The following is a 23385-nucleotide window of genomic DNA, read 5'->3' as shown; positions in this document are numbered from 1 at the left end:
TCTGGCGTTGATTTTTGGCACGCTGTTGAGTTCTCAAGGAACGGTCGCTTCCTTTGTACTCACCCTCTCGGGCTTTCCTCCGGGCTTCCCTTCGGCGTTTCCGACTCTATCAGATCCTTTCGGCTCCGATTCCCGGTCGGCGGGGTGTCTTCCGGACTTTCGGCTTTCGCCGCCTGCCCTTTCGACATTCACTACGTTAGCCCATTTCCTCGGCGACTCATAATCGAGTCCCGCGAGTTCGAATTCGGGCACGCGGGCGCACCAGAATCGACCCCGCTGAGGGGTTGAAGCTAGGTAGTGGGTTGGCCGCTCCGGCTGCTGGCGATTGCCGTACCCGGTTCAGCGGCTCGGGATACATTACGCACCTTGGCAGGCCGCGTCAACTTCGGCGTCGGCGTGGCACGTGCGCCCGATACGGGCTCACCGTCGGGTCTCCGGTGACCCAATAGCGCCAGGGATGGGCCTCGCCGTTCCCGCCTTCGCCGGCGACTCCGGTACGGGGGCCGGTTCGTACCAGGTCAGGGGCTGTCGGCGTACCGGTGAGCATCCGCAGCGGCGTCTCGCCGCAGGCGCACGCGTCGGTGCCGTCCAAGGCGCGGTCGACTTCCAGGGCGGTGGCGAGACGGGCCGGACCCTTGGCCAGTTCCTTGTCGTTCCGGGCCGAAACTCGCCGTTTGCGGGCCAGTTCCACGCCCTCGATCACCTCGCCGGCACGGAGGAGGACGGCGCTCGCGCGGCCCTCGGGGCCGCAGACGAGATTCATGCAGTGCCACATGCCGTAGGTGAAGTAGACGTACACGTGTCCGGGCGGACCGAACATCACCTCGTTGCGGGCGGTGCGGCCGCGGTAGGCGTGGGAGCCGGGGTCGTTCGGGCCGTCGTACGCCTCGACCTCCGTGATGCGGACGGCGATCGGGCCATCGGGGGTCGTACGCACCAGGGTGCGGCCGAGGAGGTCCGGGGCGACCTCGAGGACCGGGCGGTCGAAGAACTCTCTGGGCAATGGCATACGGTCCGGGGGCGCGATCATGCCCTCCGAGGGTAATGCAGAGGGGACAGCGCGCCGGCGGAACCGGTCGGGGGCGGATCGCGTTTGTAGGGGCGAGGTCCGTTCGTAAAGGGAGAGTCAATGGCGTTCAAGAAGCTGCTCGCGAGCCTCGGGGCCGGCGGGGCCTCGGTCGAGACGGTGCTGACCGAGGTCAACGCGGTGCCGGGCGGTGTCGTCCAGGGCGAGGTGCGGATCCAGGGCGGGTCCGTGAACCAGGACATCGAGGGTCTGTCCGTCGGTCTGCAGGCCAGGGTCGAGGTGGAGAGCGGCGACCAGGAGTACAAGCAGGACATCGAGTTCACGAAGGTGCGGCTCGGTGGTGCCTTCGAGCTGCAGGCGGGCGCGGTGCACGCGGTGCCGTTCGGTCTCGAGATCCCCTGGGAGACGCCGGTCACGATGATCGACGGGCAGGCGCTGCGCGGGATGCACATCGGGGTGACGACCGAGCTGGCGATCGCGCGGGCCGTCGACTCCAGCGATCTTGACCCGATCAACGTGCATCCGCTGCCTGCGCAGAAGGCGATCCTGGACGCGTTCATCCAGCTGGGCTTCCGCTTCAAGAACGCGGACATGGAGCGTGGACACATCCGGGGCACGCGGCAGAGGCTGCCCTTCTACCAGGAGATCGAGTTCCACCCGCCCTCGCAGTACCGGGGCCTGAACCAGGTGGAGCTGAGCTTCGTGGCCGACGAGTACGCGATGGACGTCGTGCTGGAGATGGACAAGAAGCCGGGTCTGTTCAGCGAGGGCTCGGACACGTACCGGTCCTTCCAGGTGGGGTTGGACGACTGGCAGGGGACCGACTGGGCGGCTTATCTCAACCAGTGGCTGTCCGAGGTCGGCAGCAAGCGCAACTGGTTCTAGGCTCGGGAACTGCTGGTTCCAGATCATCGATCAGGAGGTACCGAGGTGACCGAGCTCAAGCGGCGGCCGCTCCCCCACGACTTCCATCCGCCCGTGCCGTCGTTCACGGTGACGAGCGCGGACATCGAGGAGGGTGCGACGCTCAAGAGCGCCCAGGTCCACGCGGAGGGCAACACGTCCCCGCAGCTGCGCTGGGAGGGCTTCCCGCCGGAGACCAAGAGCTTCGCCGTGACCTGCTACGACCCTGACGCGCCGACCGGCAGCGGGTTCTGGCACTGGGTTCTGTTCGACATTCCGGCCTCCGTGGCGGAGCTGCCGGCGGGTGCGGGCAGCGGCAAGTTCGAGGGCCTGCCCGAGGGTGCGGTGCATGTGCGCAACGACTACGGGACGAAGGACTTCGGTGGCGCCGCGCCACCGCCCGGCGACGGGCCGCACCGTTACGTCTTCACGGTGTATGCGGTGGACCAGGAGAAGCTCGGTCCGGATGCCGATGCGTCGCCCGCCGTCGTCGGTTTCAATCTGCGGTTCCACACCATCGCGCGTGCACAGCTCATCGGTGAGTACGAGAATCCCGCGCAGGGCTGACCGCTCAGCACGGATTCAGCCGAGCGTTCACTGAACGTTTGCCCGCCTCCGGTCTTGGAAGTGATCGGAGGCGGGCAGTTTTTATTGCGTTGTCCATCTCGGCGCGCCCGTCCAGAGTTGATCCAAGCCCGCCGGGGGGTGGGCAGGTGCACACGGGAGGTGGGCTGGATGCGGGACACGCTGGTGCTGAACGCGAGCTTCGAGCCGCTGTCGACGGTGACGCTGAATCGGGCCGTCGTTCTGGTGCTCCAGGACAAGGCCGTCGTCGAGCAGGCCCATCCCGAACTGCGCATGCGCGGTGCCGATGTGGACATACCCGCGCCCCGGGTGATCAGGCTGTGCAGATACGTACGGGTGCCGTTCCGAAGACAAGCTCCCTGGTCGAGGCGGGGTGTGCTGGTCAGGGACCGGCACCGGTGCGCTTACTGCGGGCGCAGGGCCACGACCGTGGACCATGTGGTGCCGCGGGCGCAGGGAGGGCAGGACACGTGGCTGAATACGGTCGCCGCGTGTGCGGAGGACAACCACCGGAAGGCCAACCGGACTCCGGACGAGGCGGGTATGGCCTTGCTCCGGGTGCCGTTCGAGCCGACGCCGGCCGATGCGATGCTGCTCGCGCTGGGTGCCGAGGAGTTCGAGGCGCTGCCTGAGTGGTTGGCCGGGGATGCCGCCTGACCGGTGGCCGTAGGGGCTCTTGACGTACGTCGGCCGCGGGTCGTTCGTGGTTTCCCGCACAGTTCCCCGCGCCCCGTGAAGGGGCGCGGCAGGAACCGGTGCCAGGAAGAACCCCTAGTCGATGCTCGGCTTCTCCCGGCGTTCGGGGCCGTTGTTCTGGGGCGGGACGGAGTGGCCGTTGTTGCCCGAACCGCCGCCCAGGGGGCCGAAGTTGCCCATGGCGCCGGAGAGGCCCTTGAGGGCGTCGCCGATCTCGCTGGGGACGATCCAGAGCTTGTTGGCGTCGCCCTCGGCGATCTTCGGGAGCATCTGGAGGTACTGGTAGCTCAGGAGCTTCTGGTCGGGGTCTCCGGCGTGGATGGCCTCGAAGACCGTGCGGACCGCCTGGGCCTCGCCCTCGGCGCGCAGGGCCGCTGCCTTGGCCTCACCCTCGGCGCGCAGGATCTGGGACTGCTTCTCGCCCTCGGCGGTGAGGATGGCGGCCTGGCGCGTGCCTTCGGCGGTGAGGATCGCGGCGCGCTTGTCACGGTCGGCGCGCATCTGCTTCTCCATCGAGTCCTGGATGGAGGTGGGGGGTTCGATGGCCTTGAGTTCCACGCGGTTGACGCGGATGCCCCACTTGCCCGTCGCCTCGTCGAGGACGCCGCGCAGGGCGGCGTTGATCTCCTCGCGGGAGGTCAGGGTGCGTTCCAGGTCCATGCCGCCGATGATGTTGCGCAGCGTGGTGACCGTCAGCTGCTCGATGGCCTGGATGTAGCTGGCGACTTCGTAGGTGGCCGCGCGGGCGTCGGTCACCTGGTAGTAGATGACCGTGTCGATGTTGACGACCAGGTTGTCCTGGGTGATCACCGGCTGCGGCGGGAAGGGCACGACCTGTTCGCGCAGGTCGATGCGGTTGCGGATGGTGTCGATGAACGGGACCACGATGTTCAGGCCCGCGTTCAGAGTGCGTGTGTAGCGGCCGAAGCGCTCGACGATGGCGGCGCTGGCCTGTGGGATGACCTGGATGGTCTTGATCAGGGCGATGAAGACCAACACCACCAGAATGACCAGGACGATGATGACCGGTTCCATCGTGTTCCCCGTACCCCTCTCCGCCTCGGCGCCTTCGGCAGATCTCGTGGTTGTAGAAGATCTTGCTGGTCGAGTCTGACAGACCGTCGCCCAACTCGTGGGCATGATGCCTCAGATGACGATGGCGGTGGCCCCTTCGATGTCCACGACGTCCACTTCCTGACCCGCTTCATACGCACGGCCGGTGTCGAGGGCGCGGGCCGACCAGATCTCCCCGGCGAGCTTGATGCGGCCGCCGGAGCCGTCGACGCGTTCCAGGACGACGGCCTGCTTGCCCTTCAAGGCGTCGATGCCGGTGGCGAGTTGGGGGCGTTGTCTGCCGTGCCGGGCGGCGATGGGGCGGACGACGGCGATGAGTGCGACGGACACGACGACGAACGCGAGGACCTGGATCACGGCGTCGAAGCCGAGTCCGGCGACGACGCCGGCCGCGACGGCTCCCACCGCGAGCATGCCGAACTCCGGCATGGCGGTGACGACGAGGGGGATTCCGAGCGCCGCCGCGCCGACGAGCCACCACACCCATGCGTCGATGTCGTTCACATGGTCATGGTAGGGCCGGGGTCGGGCGGCGGACAGGGCGCAGGGGGAAGCGCCTGAAGGGGTCAGGACAGGGGCAGGCCCTGGGCGGTCCAGCGGTCGCCGACCTGCTCGACGACGAGCGGCAGGCCGAAGCAGCGGGAGAGGTTGCGGGAGCTCAGTTCGAGTTCGATCGGGCCGGCGGCGAGGACCTTGCCCTGGCGGATCATCAGCACGTGGGTGAAGCCGGGGGCGATCTCCTCGACGTGGTGCGTGACCATGATCATCGAGGGGGCGATGGGGTCGCGGGCGAGCCGGCCGAGGCGGCGGACCAGGTCCTCGCGGCCGCCGAGGTCGAGGCCGGCGGCGGGCTCGTCGAGCAGGAGCAGCTCGGGGTCGGTCATCAGGGCGCGGGCGATCAGGGTGCGCTTGCGCTCGCCCTCGGAGAGGGTGCCGAACTTCCGGTCGAGGTAGTCGCTCATGCCGAGGCGGTCGAGGAAGGCGCGGGCGCGCTCCTCGTCGACGTCCTCGTACTCCTCCTGCCAGCCGGCGGTCATGCCGTAGGCGGCGGTGAGGACGGTCTGCAGGACGGTCTGGCGCTTGGGGAGCTTCTCGGCCAGGGCGATGCCGGCCACGCCGATGCGGGGGCGCAGCTCGAAGACGTCGGTGCCGGGCCTGCCGAGGGTCTCGCCGAGGATGGTGGCGGTGCCCTTGCTGGGGAAGAGGTAGCTGGAGGCGACGTTCAGGAGGGTGGTCTTGCCGGCGCCGTTGGGGCCGAGGATGACCCAGCGCTCGCCCTCCTTCACCGACCAGGAGACCTGGTCCACCAGAGCCCGGCCCTCGCGGACCACGGATACGTCCTGAAGCTCCAGAACATCGCTCATGAGCGCGTTGTCTCCCCTTGCAGTGTGGCCGGTCTCGGCTGTCGCGTACGCCTGTGGCTCGGTCCGCCGCGCCTGCGGGCGCAGCCCTTATGAAATCTACGCCACGAGTGCCCGGCTCCATTCCATCGGTCCTGTCCTTAGGGTGGGGGCATGCTCTCGGAACCGCGTTCAGGACGCCTTGCCGCTTGGGGAAATGCCCTTTTGGCCGGTCTTGTCTCTCCGGATGACGCCGCCCTCGCCATTGTGGGCGAGGACACGGTGCACCGGGTGGAGGGGCTGCCCGGGGAATCCGCGCAGGTCGGGCTCACTCTGGCACTGGGGCGGCTGCGGGCGCTGGGGACGAGGGGCCTGCGGGTCGCGCTGCCCGCGCCGGGGCATCCGCTGGGGCTGAGCGGACCGCCGGAGTTCAATGCGCGGGCCCTGGAGGCCGAGGAGGCGGTGGTCTGCTTCGGCACCGCGTTCGGCCTGGTCCCCGAGGTGTACGAGGCGGGGCCCGAGGGCGATGTACACGCCGAGGTGGTCTGGCATGTGCTGCCGGTGCGCGAGGCGCCGCCCGCCGACGTGCCCTCGCTGGGCGAGGCCGAGCGGGAGCTGGCGGAGGCTCTCAAGGAGGCGACGGAAGTGCTGTCGAAGCTGGACGTCGCCGGGTCGGGGCCGGTGGCGGAGGCGGCGATCGACGCGTACCGTGCGCGGGCCGAGCGGGGCCGGGAAGTGCTGGCGCCGGGATATCCGCCGCGTGCGGTGCGGGTGCTGGAGCTGGCACGGCGGGTGGCGCTGCTGGTGTCGCTGGCGTACGGCAACGGACACGGGGGTGCGGTCAGCTCCTCGGAGATGGCTGCGCGGGCGCAGGCCTTGCGGCCCGTGGAGCGGACGGCTCGGCGGGCCCAGGTGGCCGCGTACAACTCCGTCGTGGAGGAGCGGGAGCGGGGGGTGCGGTAGGCCGGCGGGCACCCCGGCCCGGCCGGGCGTGCGGGGACGCCTCCGGGGCCCGCTGCCGGGCGGACCGGCGGTGTGCAGCCCTCGGCGCCCATGTCCGTGACCGCCGGACGGGCTGGGCGTTGCCGGACCGTGGCCGATGCCGGTCGGTGGTGGTGTGCGGCCGGCCTCGGGGGCGGTCGGTGGACACCATGACAGGCCTCCCGGCGGGTGCCGGAAGGCCTGTGGTCGCTTGCGGCGGGACCTCAGTGGTTGAGGCCGATGTTGCCGAAGGCCGGGTTCAGCACGCCGATCACGCTCACGCTGTTGCCGACCGCGTTCACGGGGATGTGGACCGGGGCCTGGATGACGTTGCCCGAGACGACGCCCGGGGAGCGCTGGGCGTCGCCGCAGGCGTGGGCGCCGTCCGTGGCGGAGGCCATCCCCGCCCCGGCGGCCACCAGGCCACCGGCCACCATCGTCACGGCCGCGGCCTTCTTCAGGTTCTTCACTTTCCAACCCCTCCTAGACGTCCACCGCGGCGGTTCGCCGCGGCACGCACTGGAGAACGGCGGAGATCGCCGGAGGATGCGCCGTCCGGGTGACATTCCCACGACGGTATGAATCTCAGCCTGGGCTATTGCCGTGGGTGAGGCCTTGGGGAGGGCGTTTCAGCCGGTCAGGCCGTGGCGTACGGCCCACAGCGCGGCCTGGGTGCGGTCGGCGAGGTCGAGTTTCATCAGGATGTTGGAGACATGCGTCTTGACGGTCTTCTCGGACAGCACGAGGGCGCGGGCGATCTCGCGGTTGGAGCGGCCGTCCGCGATCAGGCCCAGCACCTCGCGCTCCCGCTCGGTGAGCGAACCGCCCCTGCTCTGGCCCGAGTTGGACTCCTCCTGGGACAGCAGGGCACCGGCGATCTCCGGCTGCAGCAGGATGTGGCCGGCGTGCACGGAGCGGATGGCACCGGCGAGGGCGTCGGGATCCACGTCCTTGTAGACGTACCCTGCGGCGCCCGCGCGCAGGGCCGGGACGACCGTGCGCTGCTCGGTGAAGCTGGTGACGATGAGCACGCGCGCGGGGTTGTCGAGTTCGCGCAGGCGGCGCAGGGCCTCGACACCGTCCATGCCCGGCATCTTGACGTCCATCAGGACGACGTCCGGCCGCAGCTCCTCGGTGCGGGCGACTCCGTCGGCGCCGTCGGCGGCCTCGCCGACGACCTCTATGTCGTCCTGCACCTCGAGGAAGGTGCGCAGGCCCCGGCGCACGACCTGGTGGTCGTCGACGAGCAGCACCCGGATTGCGTCAGCCACCGGGGACCTCCATCTCGATCATGGTGCCCTTCCCGGGCGCCGAGTCCACGGTCAGCCTGCCGCCGACCCCGCTGGCGCGGTCCCGCATCGAGACCAGGCCCAGATGCCGTCCGGCGCGGCGGACCGCCTTCGGGTCGAAGCCGCTGCCGTCGTCGGTGACGCGCAGCACGACCCCGCCGCCGCGCCGCCGCACGCTCACGTCGACGTGCCCGGCGCCGGAGTGGCGCAGGGCGTTGTGCAGGGCCTCCTGGGCGACCCTGAGCAGGGCTTCCTCCTGGGCGGCGGGCAGGGCGCGGAAGCCGTTGCCGGTGAACGTCACGCGCGCGGTGTGAGCGCGGTCGAGGACCTGCGTCTGGGTACGCAGGGTGGCGATCAGGCCGTCCTCGTCCAGGGCGGCGGGGCGCAGCTCCACGACGGCGGCGCGCAGTTCGTCGGCGGCCTCGGCGGCGAGCGCGGCCACCTGGTGCAGCTCGCCCTTGGCGCGCGCGGGGTCGCGGTCGACGAGGGCCGCGGCGGCCTGGGCGGTCAGGCGCAGGGAGAAGAGCTTCTGACTGACCGCGTCGTGCAGTTCGTGGGCCAGCCGGGAGCGTTCCTCGGCGATGGTGAGTTCGCGGCTGCGTTCGTACAGGCGGGCGTTGGTGAGGGCGATGGCGGCGTGCTGGGCGAGGATGGCGAGCAGTTCCTCGTCCTCCTCGGTGAAGCCGCAACTCCCGTCCTGCCTGGGGCAGTTCTTGTTCGCCAGGAACAGGGCGCCGATGACCTCGTCGCCGTCGCGGACGGGCAGGCCGAGGAAGTCGGCCAGCTCCGGGTGCGCGGCCGGCCAGCCCTCGAAGCGGGGGTCCTTGCGCACGTCGGCGAGGCGCTCGGCCTTCGCCTCGCGCAGCATCGCGGCGAGGATGCCGTGCTGACGGGGAAGCGGGCCGATGGCGCGCCACTGCTCGTCGCTGACGCCGTCGACGACGAACTGGGCGAAGCCGCCGTGGTCGTCCGGGACGCCGAGGGCGGCGTACTGCGCGTCGAGCAGCTCGCGGGCGGAGGCGACGATCGTCTTGAGGACGTCGCGCACCTCCAGATGCCTGCTCATGGCCAGCAGCGCGGCACTGACCGCGGCGAGGCCGGACCGGGGGCCTTGACTCATGTCCTCACGGTACCGGCGGGGTGCGACGGCGCGGATCGGGCCGGTGACGGCGGGGCCCGGTCCGCTGGTCCTAGGGCCGCCGGTCTACGTCCTGGGCCCCCGGGCGCGTGGTGTACGCCGAAGGGCCCCTCCGTTCTGCGGCCCGCGTCCGAGGCGGCGGCCGCGCTGCCGTTCCTAGGTTGTGGTCACCGCCCGGCGGAGGCGGTGAGCGACGAGGGGACGTAGTCATGCCGGTAGCGATCATCACGGGGGCCTCGAAGGGGCTGGGACGGGCGCTCGCCGAGGCGCTGGCCGCGCGGGGCTGGGATCTGGTGCTGGACGCCCGGGGCGCCGGCGCCCTCGAGGAGGCCGCGGAGGGCGTCGCCGGGTACGGCACGCGCGTGGAGGCGCCGGCCGGGGACGTGACGGATGCCGGGCACCGCGCGGAGCTGGTGGCGGCAGCGCGTCGGCTGGGCGGTGCCGATCTGCTGGTGGGCAATGCGAGCGCGCTGGGCGCCGAGCCGCTGGTGCGGCTGGCCGAGCTGTCCCTGGAGGGGCTGCGGCGGGCGCTGGAGGTGAACGTGGTGGCCACCCTGGGCCTGGTCCAGGAGGCGCTGCCGCTGCTGCGGGAGTCGCCGGCCGGGGCGGTGATCACGGTCAGCTCGGACGCGGCGGCCGAGGCGTACGAGACATGGGGCGGCTACGGCGCCTCGAAGGCGGCCCTGGACCGGCTCGCGGCGGTACTGGCCGTGGAGGAACCCGCACTGCGGGTGTGGGCGGTGGACCCCGGGGACATGGCGACGGACCTGTACGCGGCGGCCGTGCCCGGGGACGACGATCCGCGTCCGGCGCCGGCCACGGTCGTACCGGCCTTCCTGCGGCTGCTGGACGAGCGCCCTGCCGGCGGACGGTACGTGGCGTCGGCGCTGCTGGAGGCGCTGTGACCGTCACCGTGGAGGTTCCGCCGGAGCTGTCCGCGCGCGTGCCCGCCGAGCAGCGCGGTCCGGGCCTGGACCGGGACGCCGTACGACTGCTGGTGTCGCGCGGCACGGAGGTGACGCATCACGCCTTCCGGGAGCTGCCGCGGCTGCTGCGGGCCGGGGACGTGCTGGTGGTCAACACCTCGCCGACGCTGGCCGCGGCGGTGGACGGGCGGGTCGGGCACGCACGCGTGGTGGTGCACTTCTCCACGCGCGGGGACGACGGCCGGTGGGCGGTCGAGCTGCGGGAACCGGACGGACGAGGTACGACGCGCGCGCGTGCGGGCACGCGTGCGCGGACGGAAGTGAGGCTGCCGGGGGCCGCGCGGCTGGTCCTGGAGGAGCCGCTCAGCGCGCGCGGGGAGCGGCTGTGGTGGGCCCGGACGGCCGGCGACGACGTCCTGGCGCTGCTGCGGGCGCATGGACGGCCCATTCGCTACTCCTACACGGAGCGGGACCAGCCGTTGTCGGTGTACCAGACGGTGTTCGCGCTGCCGACGGCGGACGGGTCGGGCAGTGCGGAGATGCCGAGTGCCGCGCGGCCCTTCACCGCCCGCCTGGTGGCGGAACTGGTCAGCCGGGGTGTGCAGTTCGCGCCCGTCACCCTGCACACCGGGGTCGCGTCGGCGGAGGCGCACGAGCCGCCGTATCCGGAGCGGTTCGCGGTGCCCGAGTCCTCGGCGCGGCTGATCAACGGCGTGAAGGCAGATCGAGCAGGGCGCGAAGCGGGTGGTGGGAGACGCACGGCGGGAAGGGTGGTCGCCGTCGGTACGACGGCCGTGCGGGCCGTGGAGTCGGCGGCCGGGCCGGACGGGGTGGTGCGGGCGGCCGAGGGGTGGACGGACCTCGTGGTGACGCCCGAGCGCGGGGTGCGGGTGGTGGACGGGCTGCTGACCGGGCTGCACGAGCCCCGGGCCTCGCATCTGCTGATGCTGGAGGCGGTCGCGGGGCGGGCGGCGGTGAGCCTTGCCTACGAGGAGGCGCTCCGGGGGCTCTACCTGTGGCACGAGTTCGGGGACCTGCACCTCCTCCTCGCGGAGGAGACGCCTCACACAGAGCGTTGCAACGGCAACCCATGGTGAAACCGTTACCTGTTCCGGTGTGAGCCCGCACATAGGGCCCACATCACGTACGAACGGGCATAGGAGATAAAGCATCCCCGCATGAACGGGACAGACGGCCTGGTCTGTCCCGTTTTGCCCTTCCGTGATCCACTACCGGGGATCGTAGGTCACACCTTTGCCTGGAAATTTTGCGCCAGCTAAGAATTGCTCCCGTCGCTCAACGCCGCGGGTCACCGGCCCGCGGCGTTCGTGAGGGAGGAGCCGATTCCCCCGGCGGACGCAGGAGCGACCTCCGCGCCAACGAAGAGGTCACATCAGCCATGCCCAAGAACATCCTCAGCCGTGCTCATAGTCGTGCGCTGACCAAGCAGCACAAGATCGCCCTCGCCGGCGTCGCCGCCCTCGGCACCGCCGCCGTCGCCCTCTCGGCCGTTCCCGGCAACGCCGGCACCGTCACCACCGGCGCCCCGGCCGCCGCCACCGCTCAGGTCGCCGCCGACACCCAGCTGAAGAACGTCAAGGGCACCGTCACCGACCAGCTGGCCACCGACACGGTCAAGCTGGACACGTACGCCGCCAAGAAGAAGGCCGCCGACGCGGCCGCCGCCAAGCAGCGCGCCGCGGCCGCGGCGAAGAAGGCCGCCGCCGACGCCGCCGCCAAGAAGGCCGCGCAGGACCGCGCCGCCAAGGAGGCCGCGAGCCGCTCCGCGCAGCGCCCCCAGATGGAGCTCGTCGCCGCGAAGACGTACGCGAACAACCTGGACGGCTGGATCCGCCAGGCCCTGGACATCATGAAGCAGCACAACATCCCGGGCTCCTACAGCGGCGTGCACCGCAACATCATCCGTGAGTCCTCGGGCAACCCGACGGCCATCAACAACTGGGACATCAACGCCCAGAACGGCATCCCGTCCAAGGGTCTGCTCCAGGTCATCGACCCCACCTTCCGGGCCTACCACGTCTCCGGCACCTCGTGGAACATCTACGACCCGGTCGCCAACATCACGGCCGCCTGCAACTACGCGGCGCACCGGTACGGCTCGATGGACAACGTCAACAGCGCCTACTGAGGCCGGCGCGGGCCTCTGACGACGCGGAAAGGGCGGCACCCCCTCGGGGTGCCGCCCTTCGGCGTGGCACGGATGGTCCGCGAGGCGCCGGTTACTTGCGCATGACCTCCGGCTCGTGGCGGCGCAGGAAGCGTGCCACGAGGAAGCCGCAGGCCACACCCAGCGCGATCAGCGCGATCATGTCCAGCGTCCAGGCCCCGGCCGTGTGGTTCCACAGCGGGTCGGTGCTGGTCGGGTCGTCGGCGTTGGGGGCGATGTTGTTGAAGTCCAGCGTGGCGCCGGCCGCCGCCACCGCCCAGCGCGACGGCATGAGGTAGGAGAACTCGTTGACGCCGAGCGTGCCGTGCAGGGTGAAGAGGCAGCCGGTGAAGACGACCTGGATGATCGCGAACATCACCAGCAGCGGCATGGTCTTCTCGGCGGTCTTCACCAGTGAGGAGATCACCAGGCCGACCATCATCGAGGTGAAGCCGAGCGCCATGATCGGCACGCACAGCTCCAGCAGGGCCGAGCCGCCGAGCACCAGCCCCTGGCCGGGGATCTCACGGCTGGAGAAGCCGATCAGGCCGACCATCAGGCCCTGCAGCACGGTGACGGCACCCAGCACGACCACCTTGGACATCAGGTACGCCGAACGGGACAGGCCGGTCGCCCGCTCCCGCTCGTAGATCACCCGTTCCTTGATCAGCTCACGCACGGAGTTCGCGGCACCCGCGAAGCACGCGCCGACCGCCAGGATCAGCAGCACCGTGGTGGCCGTGCCGTTCGGGATGTGCAGACCGGTCCTGGGGTTGACCGCCGGGTTGACCAGCAGGCCGTGGTTGTGGTCGATCAGCAGGCTGACCGCGCCGAGCACCGCCGGCAGGATCACCGTGAGCGCGAGGAATCCCTTGTCGGAGACGATGACCGACACGTAGCGCCGGACCAGGGTCATCAGCTGTGAGCCCCACGCCTGCGGCTTGGGCGGCTTGATGGCCTGCGGCGGAGGCATGTGTACGGCCTGTGGGGCGACGGCGTCGATGTCCGCGGCGTACATCTGGTAGTGCTGCGAGCCCTTCCAGCGGCCCGCCCAGTCGTAGTCGCGGTAGTTCTCGAAGGCGGAGAAGACGTCGGCCCAGCTGTCGTAGCCGAAGAAGTTCAGTGCCTCCTCCGGGGGGCCGAAGTAGGCGACGGCTCCGCCCGGTGCCATCACCAGCAGCTTGTCACACAGTGCCAGCTCGGCCACCGAGTGGGTGACGACCAGGACCGTGCGGCCGTCGTCGGCGAGGCCGCGCAGCAGCTGCATGACATCGCGGTCCATGCCCGGGTCGAGACCGGAGGTCGGCTCGTCCAGGAAGATCAGCGACGGCTTGGTGAGCAGCTCCAGAGCCACCGAGACACGCTTGCGCTGACCACCGGACAGCGAGGTGACCTTCTTGTCCTTGTGGACGTCCAGCTTCAGCTCACGCAGCACCTCGTCGATGCGGGCGTCGCGCTCGGCGGCGGTGGTGTCGGCCGGGAAGCGCAGCTTGGCCGCGTACTTCAGGGCCTTCTTGACGGTCAGCTCCTTGTGCAGGATGTCGTCCTGCGGGACCAGACCGATGCGCTGACGCAGCTCCGCGAACTGCTTGTACAGGTTGCGGTTGTCGTACAGCACCTCGCCCTGGTTGGCGGGCCGGTAGCCGGTGAGCGCCTTGAGCAGCGTCGACTTGCCGGAGCCGGACGGGCCGATGACCGCGATCAGCGACTTCTCCGGGACCCCGAACGAGACGTCCTTCAGGATCTGCTTGCCGCCGTCGACGGTGACGGTCAGATGGCGCGCCGAGAAGGAGACCTCACCGGTGTCGACGAACTCCTCGAGCCGGTCGCCGACGATCCGGAAGGTGGAGTGGCCGACACCGACGATGTCGGCCGGGCCCAGCTGCACCGAGCTCCCCTTGGGGATCGGCTGGCCGTTGACGTAGGTGCCGTTGTGCGAGCCGAGGTCGCGGATCTCCAGGCGGCCGTCCGGCGTGGCGTGGAACTCGGCGTGGTGCCGGGAGACCTGCAGGTCGGAGACGACCAGGTCGTTCTCCAGGGCACGCCCGATGCGCATCACGCGGTCGAGCGAGAACTGGTGGAACGTGGTCGGGCTGCGGTCGCCGTGGACCGGCGGCGCCCCCGCGCCACCACCGGGTGTCTTCTGCACGTACTGATCGGCGGGAGCCGCCTGCTGCTGCGGGAACGCGGGCGCCTGCTGCTGCCAGTCCTGCCGGGGGGCCTGCGGCTGCGCGGGCGCCTGGTGCGGTACGGCCCGCTGCGGGGCCGGTGCCTGCGGCTGCGCGGCGGCGGCCTGCTGCGGCTGGGCCCAGGCCGGGGCCGCGGCACCCTGCGCGGCGTACGGCGCCGACTGCGGCTGCCCGGCCGCTGCCCCGGACAGATTCAGCCGCGGTCCGTCCGTCGCGTTGCCGAGGTGCAGCGACGAGCCCGGACCGATCTCCGTCTGCTGGATCCGCCGGCCCTGCAGGAAGGTGCCGTTGGTGCTGCCGTGGTCCTCGATGACCCAACTACGGCCGTTGAAACTGACCGTGGCGTGCCGCCAGGACACCCTGGCGTCGTCGAAGACGATGTCACCCTGCGGATCGCGACCGAGGGTGTAGGACCTGGACGGGTCGAGCATCCAGGTCCGTCCGTTTGATTCCAGTACGAGTTCAGGCACTCCATGCCCCACTGAGTTGTCCCCCGAGTTACCCCCATCGCAGGGAGTCTAGGGATGTCGAACATCGTGGGGAACTATTCCAGGCCCGGCTCTCTGACCGAAACCCGGGCCTTGCCACGGGCGCCCGTACGCGCTCCAACTCGCCCCGTTGACGGGGTTGAAACCGGGCCGGAGAGTGGTAATCCCGGCGAGGGGGACAAGCGCGGCCGAGTTGTCGCGCCGCGGATCGGGGGTCTGCCATGAGGTCTGCCACGAGTGCCGAGGCCACGCGGCGCGCCACGACGGTGCCGTGGAAGGACGTTGCGCTGTCCGCGGTCGCCGCCGTGAGCTGGGCGCTGATCGGGATGGCGGGCACCGCCGCGCTCGGCCTGCACCTTCTCCGGGCGGACGCGGCGGGCTCATCGGGCCCCATGACGGCGGCCGTTGTGGCACTCGGCGCGGGTGGTTCGGTCACGCCGTCGGGAGACGTGTCCGCCTTCGGCGTGAAAGGCACCGCCGCCCACTCCGCCATCGAGATCACGCCACTCGGGGTGAGCCTGGTGGGCGCCCTGCTGCTGTCGTGGTTCTTCCTGCGGTCCCTGCGCACGGCCGGAGTTGTCGTCGCACCGGCCGAACTCCTCGCCCGAGCAGGCACGGTGGTGGCGCTCTTCGTGGCGATGCTGGGCGGTCTGGCCTGGGCCGGTCACGACGTCGTCACCATCGACGGCGGCGCGCTCACGCCGGGCAGGCTGCCGGGCACGGGCGGCAAGGGCGGTGGTGGACTGACCCTCCCCGGTCTCGGGGACGTGAGCGGACTGCTGCCGGACCGGCTCGGCGACCTCGTCCACGCCAAGGCCGCGGTCGGCTTCACCGTGAACACGTCGGCCACGCTGCTGGGCGGCGCGGGCTGGTGCGCCGGCGTCCTGCTGCTCTCCCTGCTCGCCTCCCGGCGGGCTCCCCTGCCGCGCGGCTGGTCCGTCGTGCACCGAGCGGTGCGGCCCGCGGTGTCGGCGCTCGTCACCGTGCTGCTGGTGGCCGTCGCCGCAGGGGTCGCGGCGGCGGCGTACGCGGCGACCGGCGACGACCATCCCGGGCGGGTCGCCGGCGCGGCCCTGCTCGGCGCGCCGAACGGGGTCTGGCTCGGTCTGCCCCTCGGTCTCTTCGTGCCCTGGGACGGTCACGCCACCGGCCTGCTGCGCCGGTTCCTCCCCCATCCGCTGGACCAGCTCCTCGCTGCGCGGTCCGAGCGGCCCGTGACGCTGGGCCGGCTGGCCGACCTGGACGGCAGGGTCTGGCTGCTGGCCGTGGCCGCGGCACTCGCCATGCTGCTGGCCGGTGTCCTGACGGCGGTCCGCACACCGGTGGGGCGACAGTCCGACGGCGCCCTCGGTTCCGCCGGCCGGTGCGCCCTGCGCCTCGGCCTCGCCACCGCGCTCGCCCTGCCCCTGCTCGCCTGGCTGGCGGACGTGTCCGTGTCCTCCTCCCTGTCCGTCCTCGGCTTCGACGCCTTCGGCGCGGGCATCGAACTGCACGGCCGTCTCGGCATGGCACTGTTGCTCGGCGCGGCCTGGGGCGCGGGTGCCGGAGCGCTCGGAGCACTGACCGCCCGGGCGACGGGTGCGGCGGGTTCCCGGGCGGCGTGGGCGGCTCGCGGAGCACCGGGGACGGTGCCGGGCGGCCCGGCAGGGCGGACCGGGCACGGAGGACACGGCGAGGCGGCCGCCGACCTGGCGCACGGGGAGGCGGCGGGGAGCGCGGAGGCCGGGGGGTACGGCTGGGGCACCGCGGACGCGGTGGACGGCGGTGGCGCCGAGGGGGTGAGGTACGGGGGCACGGCGAGGCCCACGCCGGACGGTGGCCCCGGGGGCGGGGACGCCGGTCGCCGCGGTGCGGGCGGGAGTGGGCCGTACGCGCCGGGCAGGCCGTACCGGCCGCCGAACCCGGACACGAACCCCTACCTCCGGGTCCCGGGGGAGCTCCGGGTGCCGGAGGACGCGCGCGAAGACCCACCGGGTACAGGGCCGGCGTCCGCCGAGGACCACATGTACGGCGCCCCGACCATCGCCCGGCCGCTGGACGCCGCTCCCCCGCCGCCCCGGCGCCGTCCGGCGCGGCCCGGTGACCGCTCACGGGGCCCGGACGGCACCGAATGGCCGCCCCCGCCCCCGCCTCCGCCACCCCCGGCACCGCCGGGAAAACCGAAGCGCTGACTTCCGCCAGGCCGGCTTCGGGTGACCGGCGGCCGGCGCCGTTCGGCCGAAAGCCGGCCTGCGCCTCGCCGACCCTGCCCCTCCGGCCCTGCCCCCTGACTCTGCCCCCGCTGACCCTCCTCCGGCCCTGTCCGTCCGGCCCTGCCCGTCCGGCCCTGCCCGTCCGGCCCTGTCCGTCCGGTCCTGCCCGTCGGGGCATCTCGTGGCACAGTCGTGGTGGGACCTGAGGACGCCTGCCGCGGGCGGCCCCGATGTCTCCCGGTGGCAAGATCCCTGACATCAGCGCGACATCCACTGTTCCGTGTCCGTCAGTCGGACCGCGGCGGCAGACGGCACTGGGTGCCGGATACGGTGGTGACACCATGAGCGCTTCGCAGACCTCCGCCTCACAGACCCCCGAGGTCCCCACCCTCCTCGTCAAGATCTTCGGCAAGGACAGGCCGGGCATCACGGCGGGCCTCTTCGACACCCTCGCCGCGTACCTCGTCGACGTGGTCGACATCGAGCAGGTGGTCACCCGGGGCCGCCTGGTGCTGTGCGCGCTGGTCACCGAGCCGCCGGCCGGCCTGGAGGGCGATCTGAGGGCCACCGTGCACAGCTGGGCCGAGTCGATGAAGATGCAGGCGGAGATCATCTCCGGGCACGGCGACAACCGGCCCCGCGGCCTCGGGCGCTCGCTGGTGACCGTCCTCGGCCATCCGCTGACCGCCGAGTCGACGGCCGCCATCGCCGCCCGCATCGCGAAGGCGGGCGGCAACATCGACCGTATCTTCCGGCTCGCCAAGTACCCGGTGACGGCGGTGGAGTTCGCCGTCTCCGGTGTCGAGACGGAGCCGCTGCGCACGGCCCTGGTCTCCGACGCGGCGGCACTGGGTGTCGACATCGCGGTCGTCGCGGCGGGCCTGCACCGGCGCGCTCAGCGTCTGGTGGTCATGGACGTCGACTCCACGCTGATCCAGGACGAGGTCATCGAGCTGTTCGCGGCGCACGCCGGCTGCGAGGACAAGGTCGCCGAGGTGACCGCGGCGGCGATGCGCGGCGAGCTGGACTTCGAGCAGTCGCTGCACGCGCGCGTGGCGCTGCTGAAGGGGCTGGACGCCTCCGTGGTGGAGAAGGTGCGCGACGAGGTACGGCTGACGCCGGGCGCCCGCACCCTGATCCGCACGCTGAAGCGGCTCGGCTACCAGGTCGGTGTCGTCTCCGGTGGCTTCACCCAGGTCACCGACGATCTGAAGGAACGGCTGGGTCTGGATTTCGCGCAGGCCAACACGCTGGAGATCGTCGACGGCAGGCTCACCGGCCGGGTCACCGGCGAGATCGTGGACCGGGCGGGCAAGGCGCGGCTGCTGCGCCGGTTCGCCGCGGAGGCCGGGGTGCCGCTGTCGCAGACGGTGGCGATCGGTGACGGCGCCAACGACCTGGACATGCTGAACGCGGCCGGTCTGGGCGTCGCCTTCAACGCCAAGCCGGTGGTCCGGGAAGCGGCGCACGCGGCGGTGAACTTCCCCTTCCTCGACACGGTCCTGTATCTGCTGGGCGTCACCCGCGAAGAGGTCGAGGCGGCCGACACCCACGACGAGGGCTGAGCAGCCCCGGACGCACGCGGGCCCGGCACCGAAAGGGTGCCGGGCCTCTCGCACACGGGTGAGGTCACTCGGCGGGCGCCCAGTAGTCGGCGAGCGTGGCCACGCCCGGTTCCAGGCTCTTCCAGGGGCCGTCGAAGGACAGCAGCGCGAATGCCGCGGCCGGGAAGCCTCGGCGGTTCATGCGCTCGCGGGCGTCGCCGTCGGCGCTGCCGGACAGGATGTCTGCCAGGCCGTGGATGCCGGGGTTGTGGCCGATCATGATCACGTTCCGCACGTCGTCCGGGGTCTCGTTGAGCACGGCGATCAGTTCGCCGGGCGAGGCCTCGTAGACCCGCTCCTCGTAGACGGTCTTCGGCCGGTGCGCCAGTTCGTGAACGGCGAGCTTCCAGGTCTCGCGGGTCCGGATGGCGGTGGAGCACAGGGCCAGGTCGAAGGTGATACCGGTGTCGGCCAGCTTGCGTCCGGCGACCGCGGCGTCCATGCGGCCCCGCTCGGCGAGGGGGCGCTCATGGTCGGACACCTGGGGCCAGTCGGCTTTCGCATGCCGGAAGAGGACGATCCTGCGAGGTTCTGCGGCGCTCATGAGACCCAGCTTCGCATGAAACAGTCCACGCGGCGCAGGGAGTTGACATGCGGATTCGCCGCACAGGCAGGCTCCGGGTCAGCGCGTGAGGAGCTGGTGGGCGCGCTCGACGAGATGCGTGATCGCCGGGTCGCCGCTCGCCGCGTGCGCGTCCGCCGGGTTCAGTATCAGAAGCAGCAGCGCGAGGAAGGCGAGGGCGGGCAGAGCGAGGGCCCACCAGGGCAGCCGGATGTCGACGCCGCCCGTGGTCGCCGGGTGGGGCCGGGAGTGGGTGCGGGCCGGCATGATCGCCTCCGTGGGTCTTCGAGCGGGTCCGTGACCGCTCCTGCGGTCGCCTCTCGAAACTACGGATTCGAAGGCCGCCAACCCATCCGGACTTCCACCCAGTCGACCCTGAGCCTTACCCCCTAGGGGATGGTGGAGCTAACCCCACCATCCATGGAAAGACGCAGGCCGGGCGGTTGCCGTCACGGGGAGGCGAGGGTCGCGATGATGGCGATGACGACGAAGATGGCGAAGAACGAGCCGAAGACGAGCAGCATCTTCTTCTGGCCGTTCTGCGGGTTCGGGTCGAGCACAGGCTGCATGCGGCCAGTGTCGCACCCTGCCCCCGGATCCGGTCCCCCGGGGGTCGGCGCGCCGCCCGCTCAGGGCCCGTCCGCACCACAGCACGCCACCCCGCCGGACCGATCCGCACCACAGCACGCCACCCCGCCGGGCCCGTCCGCGGGTCAGCGCTCGGCCGCCTCGTCCTCCACCGTGCGGTTGCGGCCCGCCAGGAAGCCCACCGCCATCTGGGGCAGCATCAGGCCCGTCATCAGGGCGATCGGCAGACCCCAGCCGCCGCTGTGCTGGTAGAGCACGCCGACCAGCAGCGGGCCGGGAATGGAGATCAGGTAGCCGGTGCTCTGCGCGAAGGCGGACAGCTGGGCCACGCCCGGCCCGCTCCTGGCCCGCATGCCGACCATCGTCAGCGCCAGCGGGAAGGCGCAGTTGGAGACGCCGAGCAGCACCGCCCAGGCCCAGGCGCCGGAGGCCGGCGCGAAGTACAGACCGGCGTATCCGGCGAGGCCGCACACGCCCAGGACCAGCACGATCGGGCCCTGGTGGGGCAGCCGGGTGGCGACCCGCGGGATGACGAAGGCCAGCGGCACCCCCATCACCATGGTGACGGCGAGCAGCACGCCCGCGGTGCCGGCCGGGACGCCGGCGTCCCGGAAGATCTGCGCCATCCATCCCATGGTGATGTAGGCGGCGGTCGCCTGGAGACCGAAGAAGACCGCCAGCGCCCAGGCCGTGCGGCTGCGGGTGATGCGCAGCGGCGCCTGCTCCTCCTCCGCACGCCGCCCTGCCAGGCCCTGTCCTTCCGCACGCTGCCCCTCGGCCCGGAGCCCGCCTTCGGCCCGGAGCCCGCCTTCGGCCGCGCGCTCCTGCCGCCGCGGCTGTACGGGAGCGGTGCCGCGGTCCCGCACCAGCGGCAGCCAGGGCAGCACGGCGGCGCCCGCGAGGGCGGCCCAGACGGCGAGGCCGGACTGCCAGCCGCCGCCCAGGGCGTCGGTCAGGGGCACCGTCACCGCGGCGGCCAGCGAGGTGCCGAGGGCGAGGGCCATCGAGTACAGGCCGGTCATGGAACCCACCCGGTCGGGGAACCAGCGCTTGACGATGACCGGCATCAGCACGTTGCTGACGGCGATACCCATCAGGGCCAGCGCGCTGGCGGCCAGGAAGCCGGCGGTGCCGCCGGCGAACGGCCGTATCAGCAGGCCCGCCGTGATGGCGGCCATGCCGGCGCACACCACGGCGCTCGGCCCGAAGCGGCGGGCCAGCCTGGGGGCGGTGACGCCGAAGACCGCGAAACACAGCGGGGGCACGGAGGTGAGCAGACCGGCCACGCTGCCGCTCATGCCGAGCCCGTCGCGGACCTCCTCCAGGAGCGCGCCGAGGCTCGTGATGGCCGGGCGGAGGTTCACCGCGGACAGCACGATGCCGACGACCACCAGGCGGGTCGGCCACGCGCGCGTGCGGGCTGTTCCGGGCGCCGTCGCGGGGGTGCTCTCCGCGGCGGCCGTACCTCGTTCGGTCCGTGTCATCGCCGTACGGGTCTCCACTGTGCGGGTTTCCTCACGTGCCATGAGGCCCATCATAGAATCATGGGATGATTGGCTGTCCATTCCCGGGACGTCCACGTCCGGGCCTTGCGTGCGAAGGTGTGCCATGCCCTTGAGCCACCCGCGCCGTTCGGCGCTGTCCGAGCAGGTCATCGCGGCGCTGCGGAACCAGATCACCACCGGCGAGTGGCCGGTCGGCTCGCGCATCCCGACGGAGCCGGAACTGGTCGAGCAGCTCGGCGTCGCCCGCAACACCGTCCGCGAGGCCGTCCGCGCGCTCGCCCACAACGGTCTGCTGGACATCCGGCAGGGCTCCGGCACCTACGTGGTCGCGACGAGCGAGCTGGCCGGCGTGATGCACCGCCGGTTCGCCGGCGCCGACCCCCGCCACATCGCGGAGCTGCGCGCCGCCCTGGAGTCGGCCGCGGCGAAGCTGGCCGCCGAGCGGCGTACCGAGAAGGACCTCAAGCAGCTGGACGCGCTGCTGGAGCGGCGCGAGGTGGCCTGGGAGACCGGCGAGGCGGAGGCCTTCGTGGCCGCCGACGCCACCTTCCACCTGGCCGTCGTGGCCGCCTCGCACAACGACGTGATCACAGCCATGTACGCCGATCTGGGCGAGGTGCTGCGGGACTGGCTGCGCGCGGACGTGGGCGCGGAGCTGACGCCGGAGACGCACATGGACCACACGCGTCTGGTGGACGCGATCCGCACCGGGGACGCCGAGGCGGCGGCCGCCGAAGCCGCGAGCTACCCGTTCCTGTGCCGGCCGGGCCGCTTCGGCACTCCTTCCGAAGGCTGAGCGCCCCGTTCGGCCGGTTCAGTGCTCCTTCTGGTGGCTGACCCAGACCGAGCGGACCTGCTTCCAGCACCGGCCCGTGAGCCGTACGGTCAGGGCGGGCTCGGTGTCCACGGGTGCGCTGTCGGTGTCGATATCCCACCAGCGGGCGCACTCGATGTGCAGCCGCACGCGATCGATGTCGACATAGGGATTGTGGCAGTACGCCACCACATGGGAGCCGCGTACCGTCGTACGGCAGACGGCCCCGAAGAGGCTGGGCGCGGGTGGCTTGCCGGCGCCCACGCGCGCGTAGGGCATCGCGTCGTACGGCAGGGAGAGCACGAGGGCCACGGCCACGGTCACCGGGGCCAGGCTGCGGGACAGGCGCACAAGGGGACCTCCTCGGCCGGGCTGGGGAGGGACACGTGTGGTGCGTAGTCCAGGGTGCGTGGTCCGAACGGGCGAGCGCCCGGTGGGTGGGCCGAACGGGTGACATCCCGCTGCCGGACTCCTCGGATACGGCCGAGGCCCGCGCCCCCGGAGGGGTGCGGGCCTCGGCCGTCGGTCGCGCCGGGAGCGGCAGCGGTCAGGCGCCGATCGCGTGCAGACCGCCGTCGACGTGGATGATCTCGCCGGTGGTCTTCGGGAACCAGTCGCTCAGCAGAGCGACGACGCCGCGGCCGGCCGGCTCCGGGTCCTTCAGGTCCCACTCCAGCGGGGAGCGGGTGTCCCACACGGCGGCCAGGTCGCTGAAGCCCGGGATGGACTTGGCGGCCATGGAGCCGAGCGGGCCCGCGGAGATGAGGTTGCAGCGGATGTTCTGCTTGCCCAGGTCGCGCGCCATGTAGCGGCTGGTCGCCTCCAGCGCGGCCTTGGCCGGGCCCATCCAGTCGTACTGCGGCCAGGCGTACTGGGCGTCGAAGGTGAGGCCCACGACCGAGCCGCCGTTCTGCATCAGCGGCAGGCAGGCCATCGTCAGCGACTTCAGCGAGTACGCCGAGACGTGCATCGCGGTGGCCACCGACTCGAACGGCGTGTTGAGGAAGTTGCCGCCGAGCGCGTCCTGCGGCGCGAAGCCGATGGAGTGCACGACGCCGTCGAGGCCGCCCAGCTCCTCGCCGACGACGTCGGCCAGCCGGCCGAGGTGCTCGTCGTTGGTGACGTCCAGCTCGATGACCTTGGCGGGCTTCGGCAGCTTCTTGGCGATGCGCTCGGTCAGGGTGGGCCGCGGGAACGCGGTCAGGATGATCTCCGCGCCCTCCTCCTGGGCCAGCTTGGCCGCGTGGAAGGCGATGGAGGACTCCGTCAGCACGCCGGTGATCAGGACGCGCTTGCCCTCGAGGATTCCGCTCATGG

24 protein-coding genes are annotated in these 23385 nt (G+C 71.6%); 10 read left to right on the top strand and 14 right to left on the bottom strand.

The genetic code is table 11. From position 1 onward, the window contains the following. Window positions 1-379 precede the first annotated feature (379 nt). Window positions 380-1030, bottom strand: a complete 651-nt coding sequence (locus ABZ919_RS17855) for a DNA-3-methyladenine glycosylase (RefSeq protein ID WP_361248392.1) — start codon at window positions 1028-1030, stop codon at window positions 380-382. A gap of 99 nt (window positions 1031-1129) precedes the next feature. Here ABZ919_RS17855 and ABZ919_RS17850 point away from each other — a divergent pair, with 99 nt between their 5' ends. The 3 genes from ABZ919_RS17850 (at window position 1130) to ABZ919_RS17840 (ending at window position 3172) form a co-directional block, all read left to right on the top strand. Next, a complete protein-coding gene (locus ABZ919_RS17850) occupies window positions 1130-1912 on the top strand; it encodes a sporulation protein (protein WP_361248391.1) in 783 nt (260 codons plus the stop codon). Between the two features lie 45 nt (window positions 1913-1957). Next, window positions 1958-2497, top strand: a complete 540-nt coding sequence (locus tag ABZ919_RS17845) for a YbhB/YbcL family Raf kinase inhibitor-like protein (protein ID WP_361248389.1) — start codon at window positions 1958-1960, stop codon at window positions 2495-2497. Window positions 2498-2665: 168 nt separating this feature from the next. Continuing rightward, window positions 2666-3172, top strand: a complete 507-nt coding sequence (locus tag ABZ919_RS17840; protein WP_361248388.1) for an HNH endonuclease — start codon at window positions 2666-2668, stop codon at window positions 3170-3172. A 114-nt stretch (window positions 3173-3286) separates the two neighbouring features. Here ABZ919_RS17840 and ABZ919_RS17835 read toward each other — a convergent pair whose 3' ends face one another. The 3 genes from ABZ919_RS17835 to ABZ919_RS17825 form a co-directional block, all read right to left on the bottom strand. Further along, a complete protein-coding gene (locus tag ABZ919_RS17835) occupies window positions 3287-4246 on the bottom strand; it encodes an SPFH domain-containing protein (RefSeq protein ID WP_361248386.1) in 960 nt (319 codons plus the stop codon). 111 nt (window positions 4247-4357) lie between these two features. After that, window positions 4358-4789 (bottom strand): NfeD family protein, encoded by a 432-nt coding sequence (locus tag ABZ919_RS17830; protein ID WP_361248384.1) that lies wholly within the window; start codon window positions 4787-4789, stop codon window positions 4358-4360. 62 nt (window positions 4790-4851) lie between these two features. After that, a complete protein-coding gene (locus tag ABZ919_RS17825) occupies window positions 4852-5649 on the bottom strand; it encodes an ABC transporter ATP-binding protein (protein ID WP_361248382.1) in 798 nt (265 codons plus the stop codon). A gap of 150 nt (window positions 5650-5799) precedes the next feature. Between ABZ919_RS17825 and ABZ919_RS17820 the strand changes: the two genes are divergently transcribed. Next, the gene (locus tag ABZ919_RS17820; protein ID WP_361248381.1) at window positions 5800-6588 is read left to right on the top strand and encodes a hypothetical protein; all 789 of its coding nucleotides are present in this window, start codon (window positions 5800-5802) and stop codon (window positions 6586-6588) included. A gap of 242 nt (window positions 6589-6830) precedes the next feature. Here ABZ919_RS17820 and ABZ919_RS17815 read toward each other — a convergent pair whose 3' ends face one another. The 3 genes from ABZ919_RS17815 to ABZ919_RS17805 all read right to left on the bottom strand — a co-directional run bounded on the left by ABZ919_RS17815 (window position 6831) and on the right by ABZ919_RS17805 (window position 9015). Further along, on the bottom strand, window positions 6831-7076 hold the full coding sequence (locus ABZ919_RS17815) for a chaplin (protein WP_361248379.1): 246 nt from the start codon (window positions 7074-7076) through the stop codon (window positions 6831-6833). Window positions 7077-7235: 159 nt separating this feature from the next. After that, window positions 7236-7877: a response regulator transcription factor gene (locus ABZ919_RS17810; protein WP_361248377.1), complete on the bottom strand. Its 642-nt coding sequence runs from the start codon at window positions 7875-7877 to the stop codon at window positions 7236-7238. After that, entirely contained in the window at window positions 7870-9015 is a 1146-nt protein-coding gene (locus ABZ919_RS17805; protein WP_361248375.1) for a GAF domain-containing sensor histidine kinase, read from the bottom strand. The genes ABZ919_RS17810 and ABZ919_RS17805 overlap by 8 nt, the downstream gene beginning before the upstream one ends. Before the next feature lie 227 nt (window positions 9016-9242). Here ABZ919_RS17805 and ABZ919_RS17800 point away from each other — a divergent pair, with 227 nt between their 5' ends. The 3 genes from ABZ919_RS17800 (at window position 9243) to ABZ919_RS17790 (ending at window position 12108) form a co-directional block, all read left to right on the top strand. Next, window positions 9243-9938, top strand: a complete 696-nt coding sequence (locus ABZ919_RS17800) for an SDR family NAD(P)-dependent oxidoreductase (RefSeq protein ID WP_361248373.1) — start codon at window positions 9243-9245, stop codon at window positions 9936-9938. Next, a complete protein-coding gene (locus tag ABZ919_RS17795; RefSeq protein WP_361248371.1) occupies window positions 9935-11056 on the top strand; it encodes an S-adenosylmethionine:tRNA ribosyltransferase-isomerase in 1122 nt (373 codons plus the stop codon). The genes ABZ919_RS17800 and ABZ919_RS17795 overlap by 4 nt, the downstream gene beginning before the upstream one ends. 302 nt (window positions 11057-11358) lie before the next feature. After that, window positions 11359-12108: a transglycosylase SLT domain-containing protein gene (locus ABZ919_RS17790; protein ID WP_361248369.1), complete on the top strand. Its 750-nt coding sequence runs from the start codon at window positions 11359-11361 to the stop codon at window positions 12106-12108. A 91-nt stretch (window positions 12109-12199) separates the two neighbouring features. Here the strand turns inward: ABZ919_RS17790 and ABZ919_RS17785 are convergent, their stop codons facing one another. Further along, window positions 12200-14746, bottom strand: coding sequence for an FHA domain-containing protein (locus ABZ919_RS17785; RefSeq protein ID WP_361248367.1), 2547 nt, complete (start codon window positions 14744-14746; stop codon window positions 12200-12202). Window positions 14747-15024: 278 nt separating this feature from the next. Between ABZ919_RS17785 and ABZ919_RS17780 the strand changes: the two genes are divergently transcribed. Further along, window positions 15025-16974, top strand: a complete 1950-nt coding sequence (locus tag ABZ919_RS17780) for a streptophobe family protein (protein WP_361248366.1) — start codon at window positions 15025-15027, stop codon at window positions 16972-16974. 362 nt (window positions 16975-17336) lie between these two features. Further along, on the top strand, window positions 17337-18560 hold the full coding sequence (gene serB, locus ABZ919_RS17775; RefSeq protein ID WP_361248365.1) for a phosphoserine phosphatase SerB: 1224 nt from the start codon (window positions 17337-17339) through the stop codon (window positions 18558-18560). A 64-nt stretch (window positions 18561-18624) separates the two neighbouring features. Here serB and ABZ919_RS17770 read toward each other — a convergent pair whose 3' ends face one another. From ABZ919_RS17770 to ABZ919_RS17755, 4 genes are all read right to left on the bottom strand, one after another. Continuing rightward, window positions 18625-19143 carry a histidine phosphatase family protein gene (locus ABZ919_RS17770; protein WP_361248364.1) on the bottom strand — a complete coding sequence of 173 codons (519 nt, stop codon included), beginning with the start codon at window positions 19141-19143 and terminating at the stop codon, window positions 18625-18627. Window positions 19144-19221: 78 nt separating this feature from the next. Then, a complete protein-coding gene (locus ABZ919_RS17765) occupies window positions 19222-19428 on the bottom strand; it encodes a hypothetical protein (RefSeq protein WP_361248362.1) in 207 nt (68 codons plus the stop codon). 182 nt (window positions 19429-19610) lie between these two features. Further along, window positions 19611-19730, bottom strand: coding sequence for an SGM_5486 family transporter-associated protein (locus ABZ919_RS17760; RefSeq protein ID WP_361248360.1), 120 nt, complete (start codon window positions 19728-19730; stop codon window positions 19611-19613). A 144-nt stretch (window positions 19731-19874) separates the two neighbouring features. After that, window positions 19875-21287: a CynX/NimT family MFS transporter gene (locus ABZ919_RS17755; protein ID WP_361248358.1), complete on the bottom strand. Its 1413-nt coding sequence runs from the start codon at window positions 21285-21287 to the stop codon at window positions 19875-19877. Between the two features lie 70 nt (window positions 21288-21357). Here ABZ919_RS17755 and ABZ919_RS17750 point away from each other — a divergent pair, with 70 nt between their 5' ends. Then, window positions 21358-22050: a FadR/GntR family transcriptional regulator gene (locus tag ABZ919_RS17750; protein ID WP_361248356.1), complete on the top strand. Its 693-nt coding sequence runs from the start codon at window positions 21358-21360 to the stop codon at window positions 22048-22050. An 18-nt stretch (window positions 22051-22068) separates the two neighbouring features. Here ABZ919_RS17750 and ABZ919_RS17745 read toward each other — a convergent pair whose 3' ends face one another. Next, window positions 22069-22419, bottom strand: coding sequence for a hypothetical protein (locus ABZ919_RS17745; RefSeq protein WP_361248354.1), 351 nt, complete (start codon window positions 22417-22419; stop codon window positions 22069-22071). Between the two features lie 196 nt (window positions 22420-22615). After that, window positions 22616-23383: an enoyl-ACP reductase FabI gene (gene fabI, locus ABZ919_RS17740; protein WP_361248352.1), complete on the bottom strand. Its 768-nt coding sequence runs from the start codon at window positions 23381-23383 to the stop codon at window positions 22616-22618. Between the last annotated feature and the right edge of the window lie 2 nt (window positions 23384-23385).

Source organism: Streptomyces sp. NPDC046759 (assembly GCF_040645475.1).
Lineage (GTDB): Bacteria > Actinomycetota > Actinomycetes > Streptomycetales > Streptomycetaceae > Streptomyces.
The sequence above is the reverse complement of the archived record's forward strand: the minus strand, read 5'-3'. Positions and strand labels throughout refer to the sequence as shown.

Coding starts and splice junctions, on each gene's coding strand:
- ABZ919_RS17855 (WP_361248392.1), bottom strand. CDS start 1,030: ATGATCGCGCCCCCGGACCGTATGCCATTGCCCAGAGAGTTCTTCGAC.
- ABZ919_RS17850 (WP_361248391.1), top strand. CDS start 1,130: ATGGCGTTCAAGAAGCTGCTCGCGAGCCTCGGGGCCGGCGGGGCCTCG.
- ABZ919_RS17840 (WP_361248388.1), top strand. CDS start 2,666: ATGCGGGACACGCTGGTGCTGAACGCGAGCTTCGAGCCGCTGTCGACG.
- ABZ919_RS17835 (WP_361248386.1), bottom strand. CDS start 4,246: ATGGAACCGGTCATCATCGTCCTGGTCATTCTGGTGGTGTTGGTCTTC.
- ABZ919_RS17825 (WP_361248382.1), bottom strand. CDS start 5,649: ATGAGCGATGTTCTGGAGCTTCAGGACGTATCCGTGGTCCGCGAGGGC.
- ABZ919_RS17820 (WP_361248381.1), top strand. CDS start 5,800: ATGCTCTCGGAACCGCGTTCAGGACGCCTTGCCGCTTGGGGAAATGCC.
- ABZ919_RS17805 (WP_361248375.1), bottom strand. CDS start 9,015: ATGAGTCAAGGCCCCCGGTCCGGCCTCGCCGCGGTCAGTGCCGCGCTG.
- ABZ919_RS17800 (WP_361248373.1), top strand. CDS start 9,243: ATGCCGGTAGCGATCATCACGGGGGCCTCGAAGGGGCTGGGACGGGCG.
- ABZ919_RS17790 (WP_361248369.1), top strand. CDS start 11,359: ATGCCCAAGAACATCCTCAGCCGTGCTCATAGTCGTGCGCTGACCAAG.
- ABZ919_RS17785 (WP_361248367.1), bottom strand. CDS start 14,746: ATGCTCGACCCGTCCAGGTCCTACACCCTCGGTCGCGATCCGCAGGGT.
- ABZ919_RS17780 (WP_361248366.1), top strand. CDS start 15,025: ATGAGGTCTGCCACGAGTGCCGAGGCCACGCGGCGCGCCACGACGGTG.
- serB (WP_361248365.1), top strand. CDS start 17,337: ATGAGCGCTTCGCAGACCTCCGCCTCACAGACCCCCGAGGTCCCCACC.
- ABZ919_RS17770 (WP_361248364.1), bottom strand. CDS start 19,143: ATGAGCGCCGCAGAACCTCGCAGGATCGTCCTCTTCCGGCATGCGAAA.
- ABZ919_RS17765 (WP_361248362.1), bottom strand. CDS start 19,428: ATGCCGGCCCGCACCCACTCCCGGCCCCACCCGGCGACCACGGGCGGC.
- ABZ919_RS17760 (WP_361248360.1), bottom strand. CDS start 19,730: ATGCAGCCTGTGCTCGACCCGAACCCGCAGAACGGCCAGAAGAAGATG.
- ABZ919_RS17755 (WP_361248358.1), bottom strand. CDS start 21,287: ATGATGGGCCTCATGGCACGTGAGGAAACCCGCACAGTGGAGACCCGT.
- ABZ919_RS17750 (WP_361248356.1), top strand. CDS start 21,358: ATGCCCTTGAGCCACCCGCGCCGTTCGGCGCTGTCCGAGCAGGTCATC.
- fabI (WP_361248352.1), bottom strand. CDS start 23,383: ATGAGCGGAATCCTCGAGGGCAAGCGCGTCCTGATCACCGGCGTGCTG.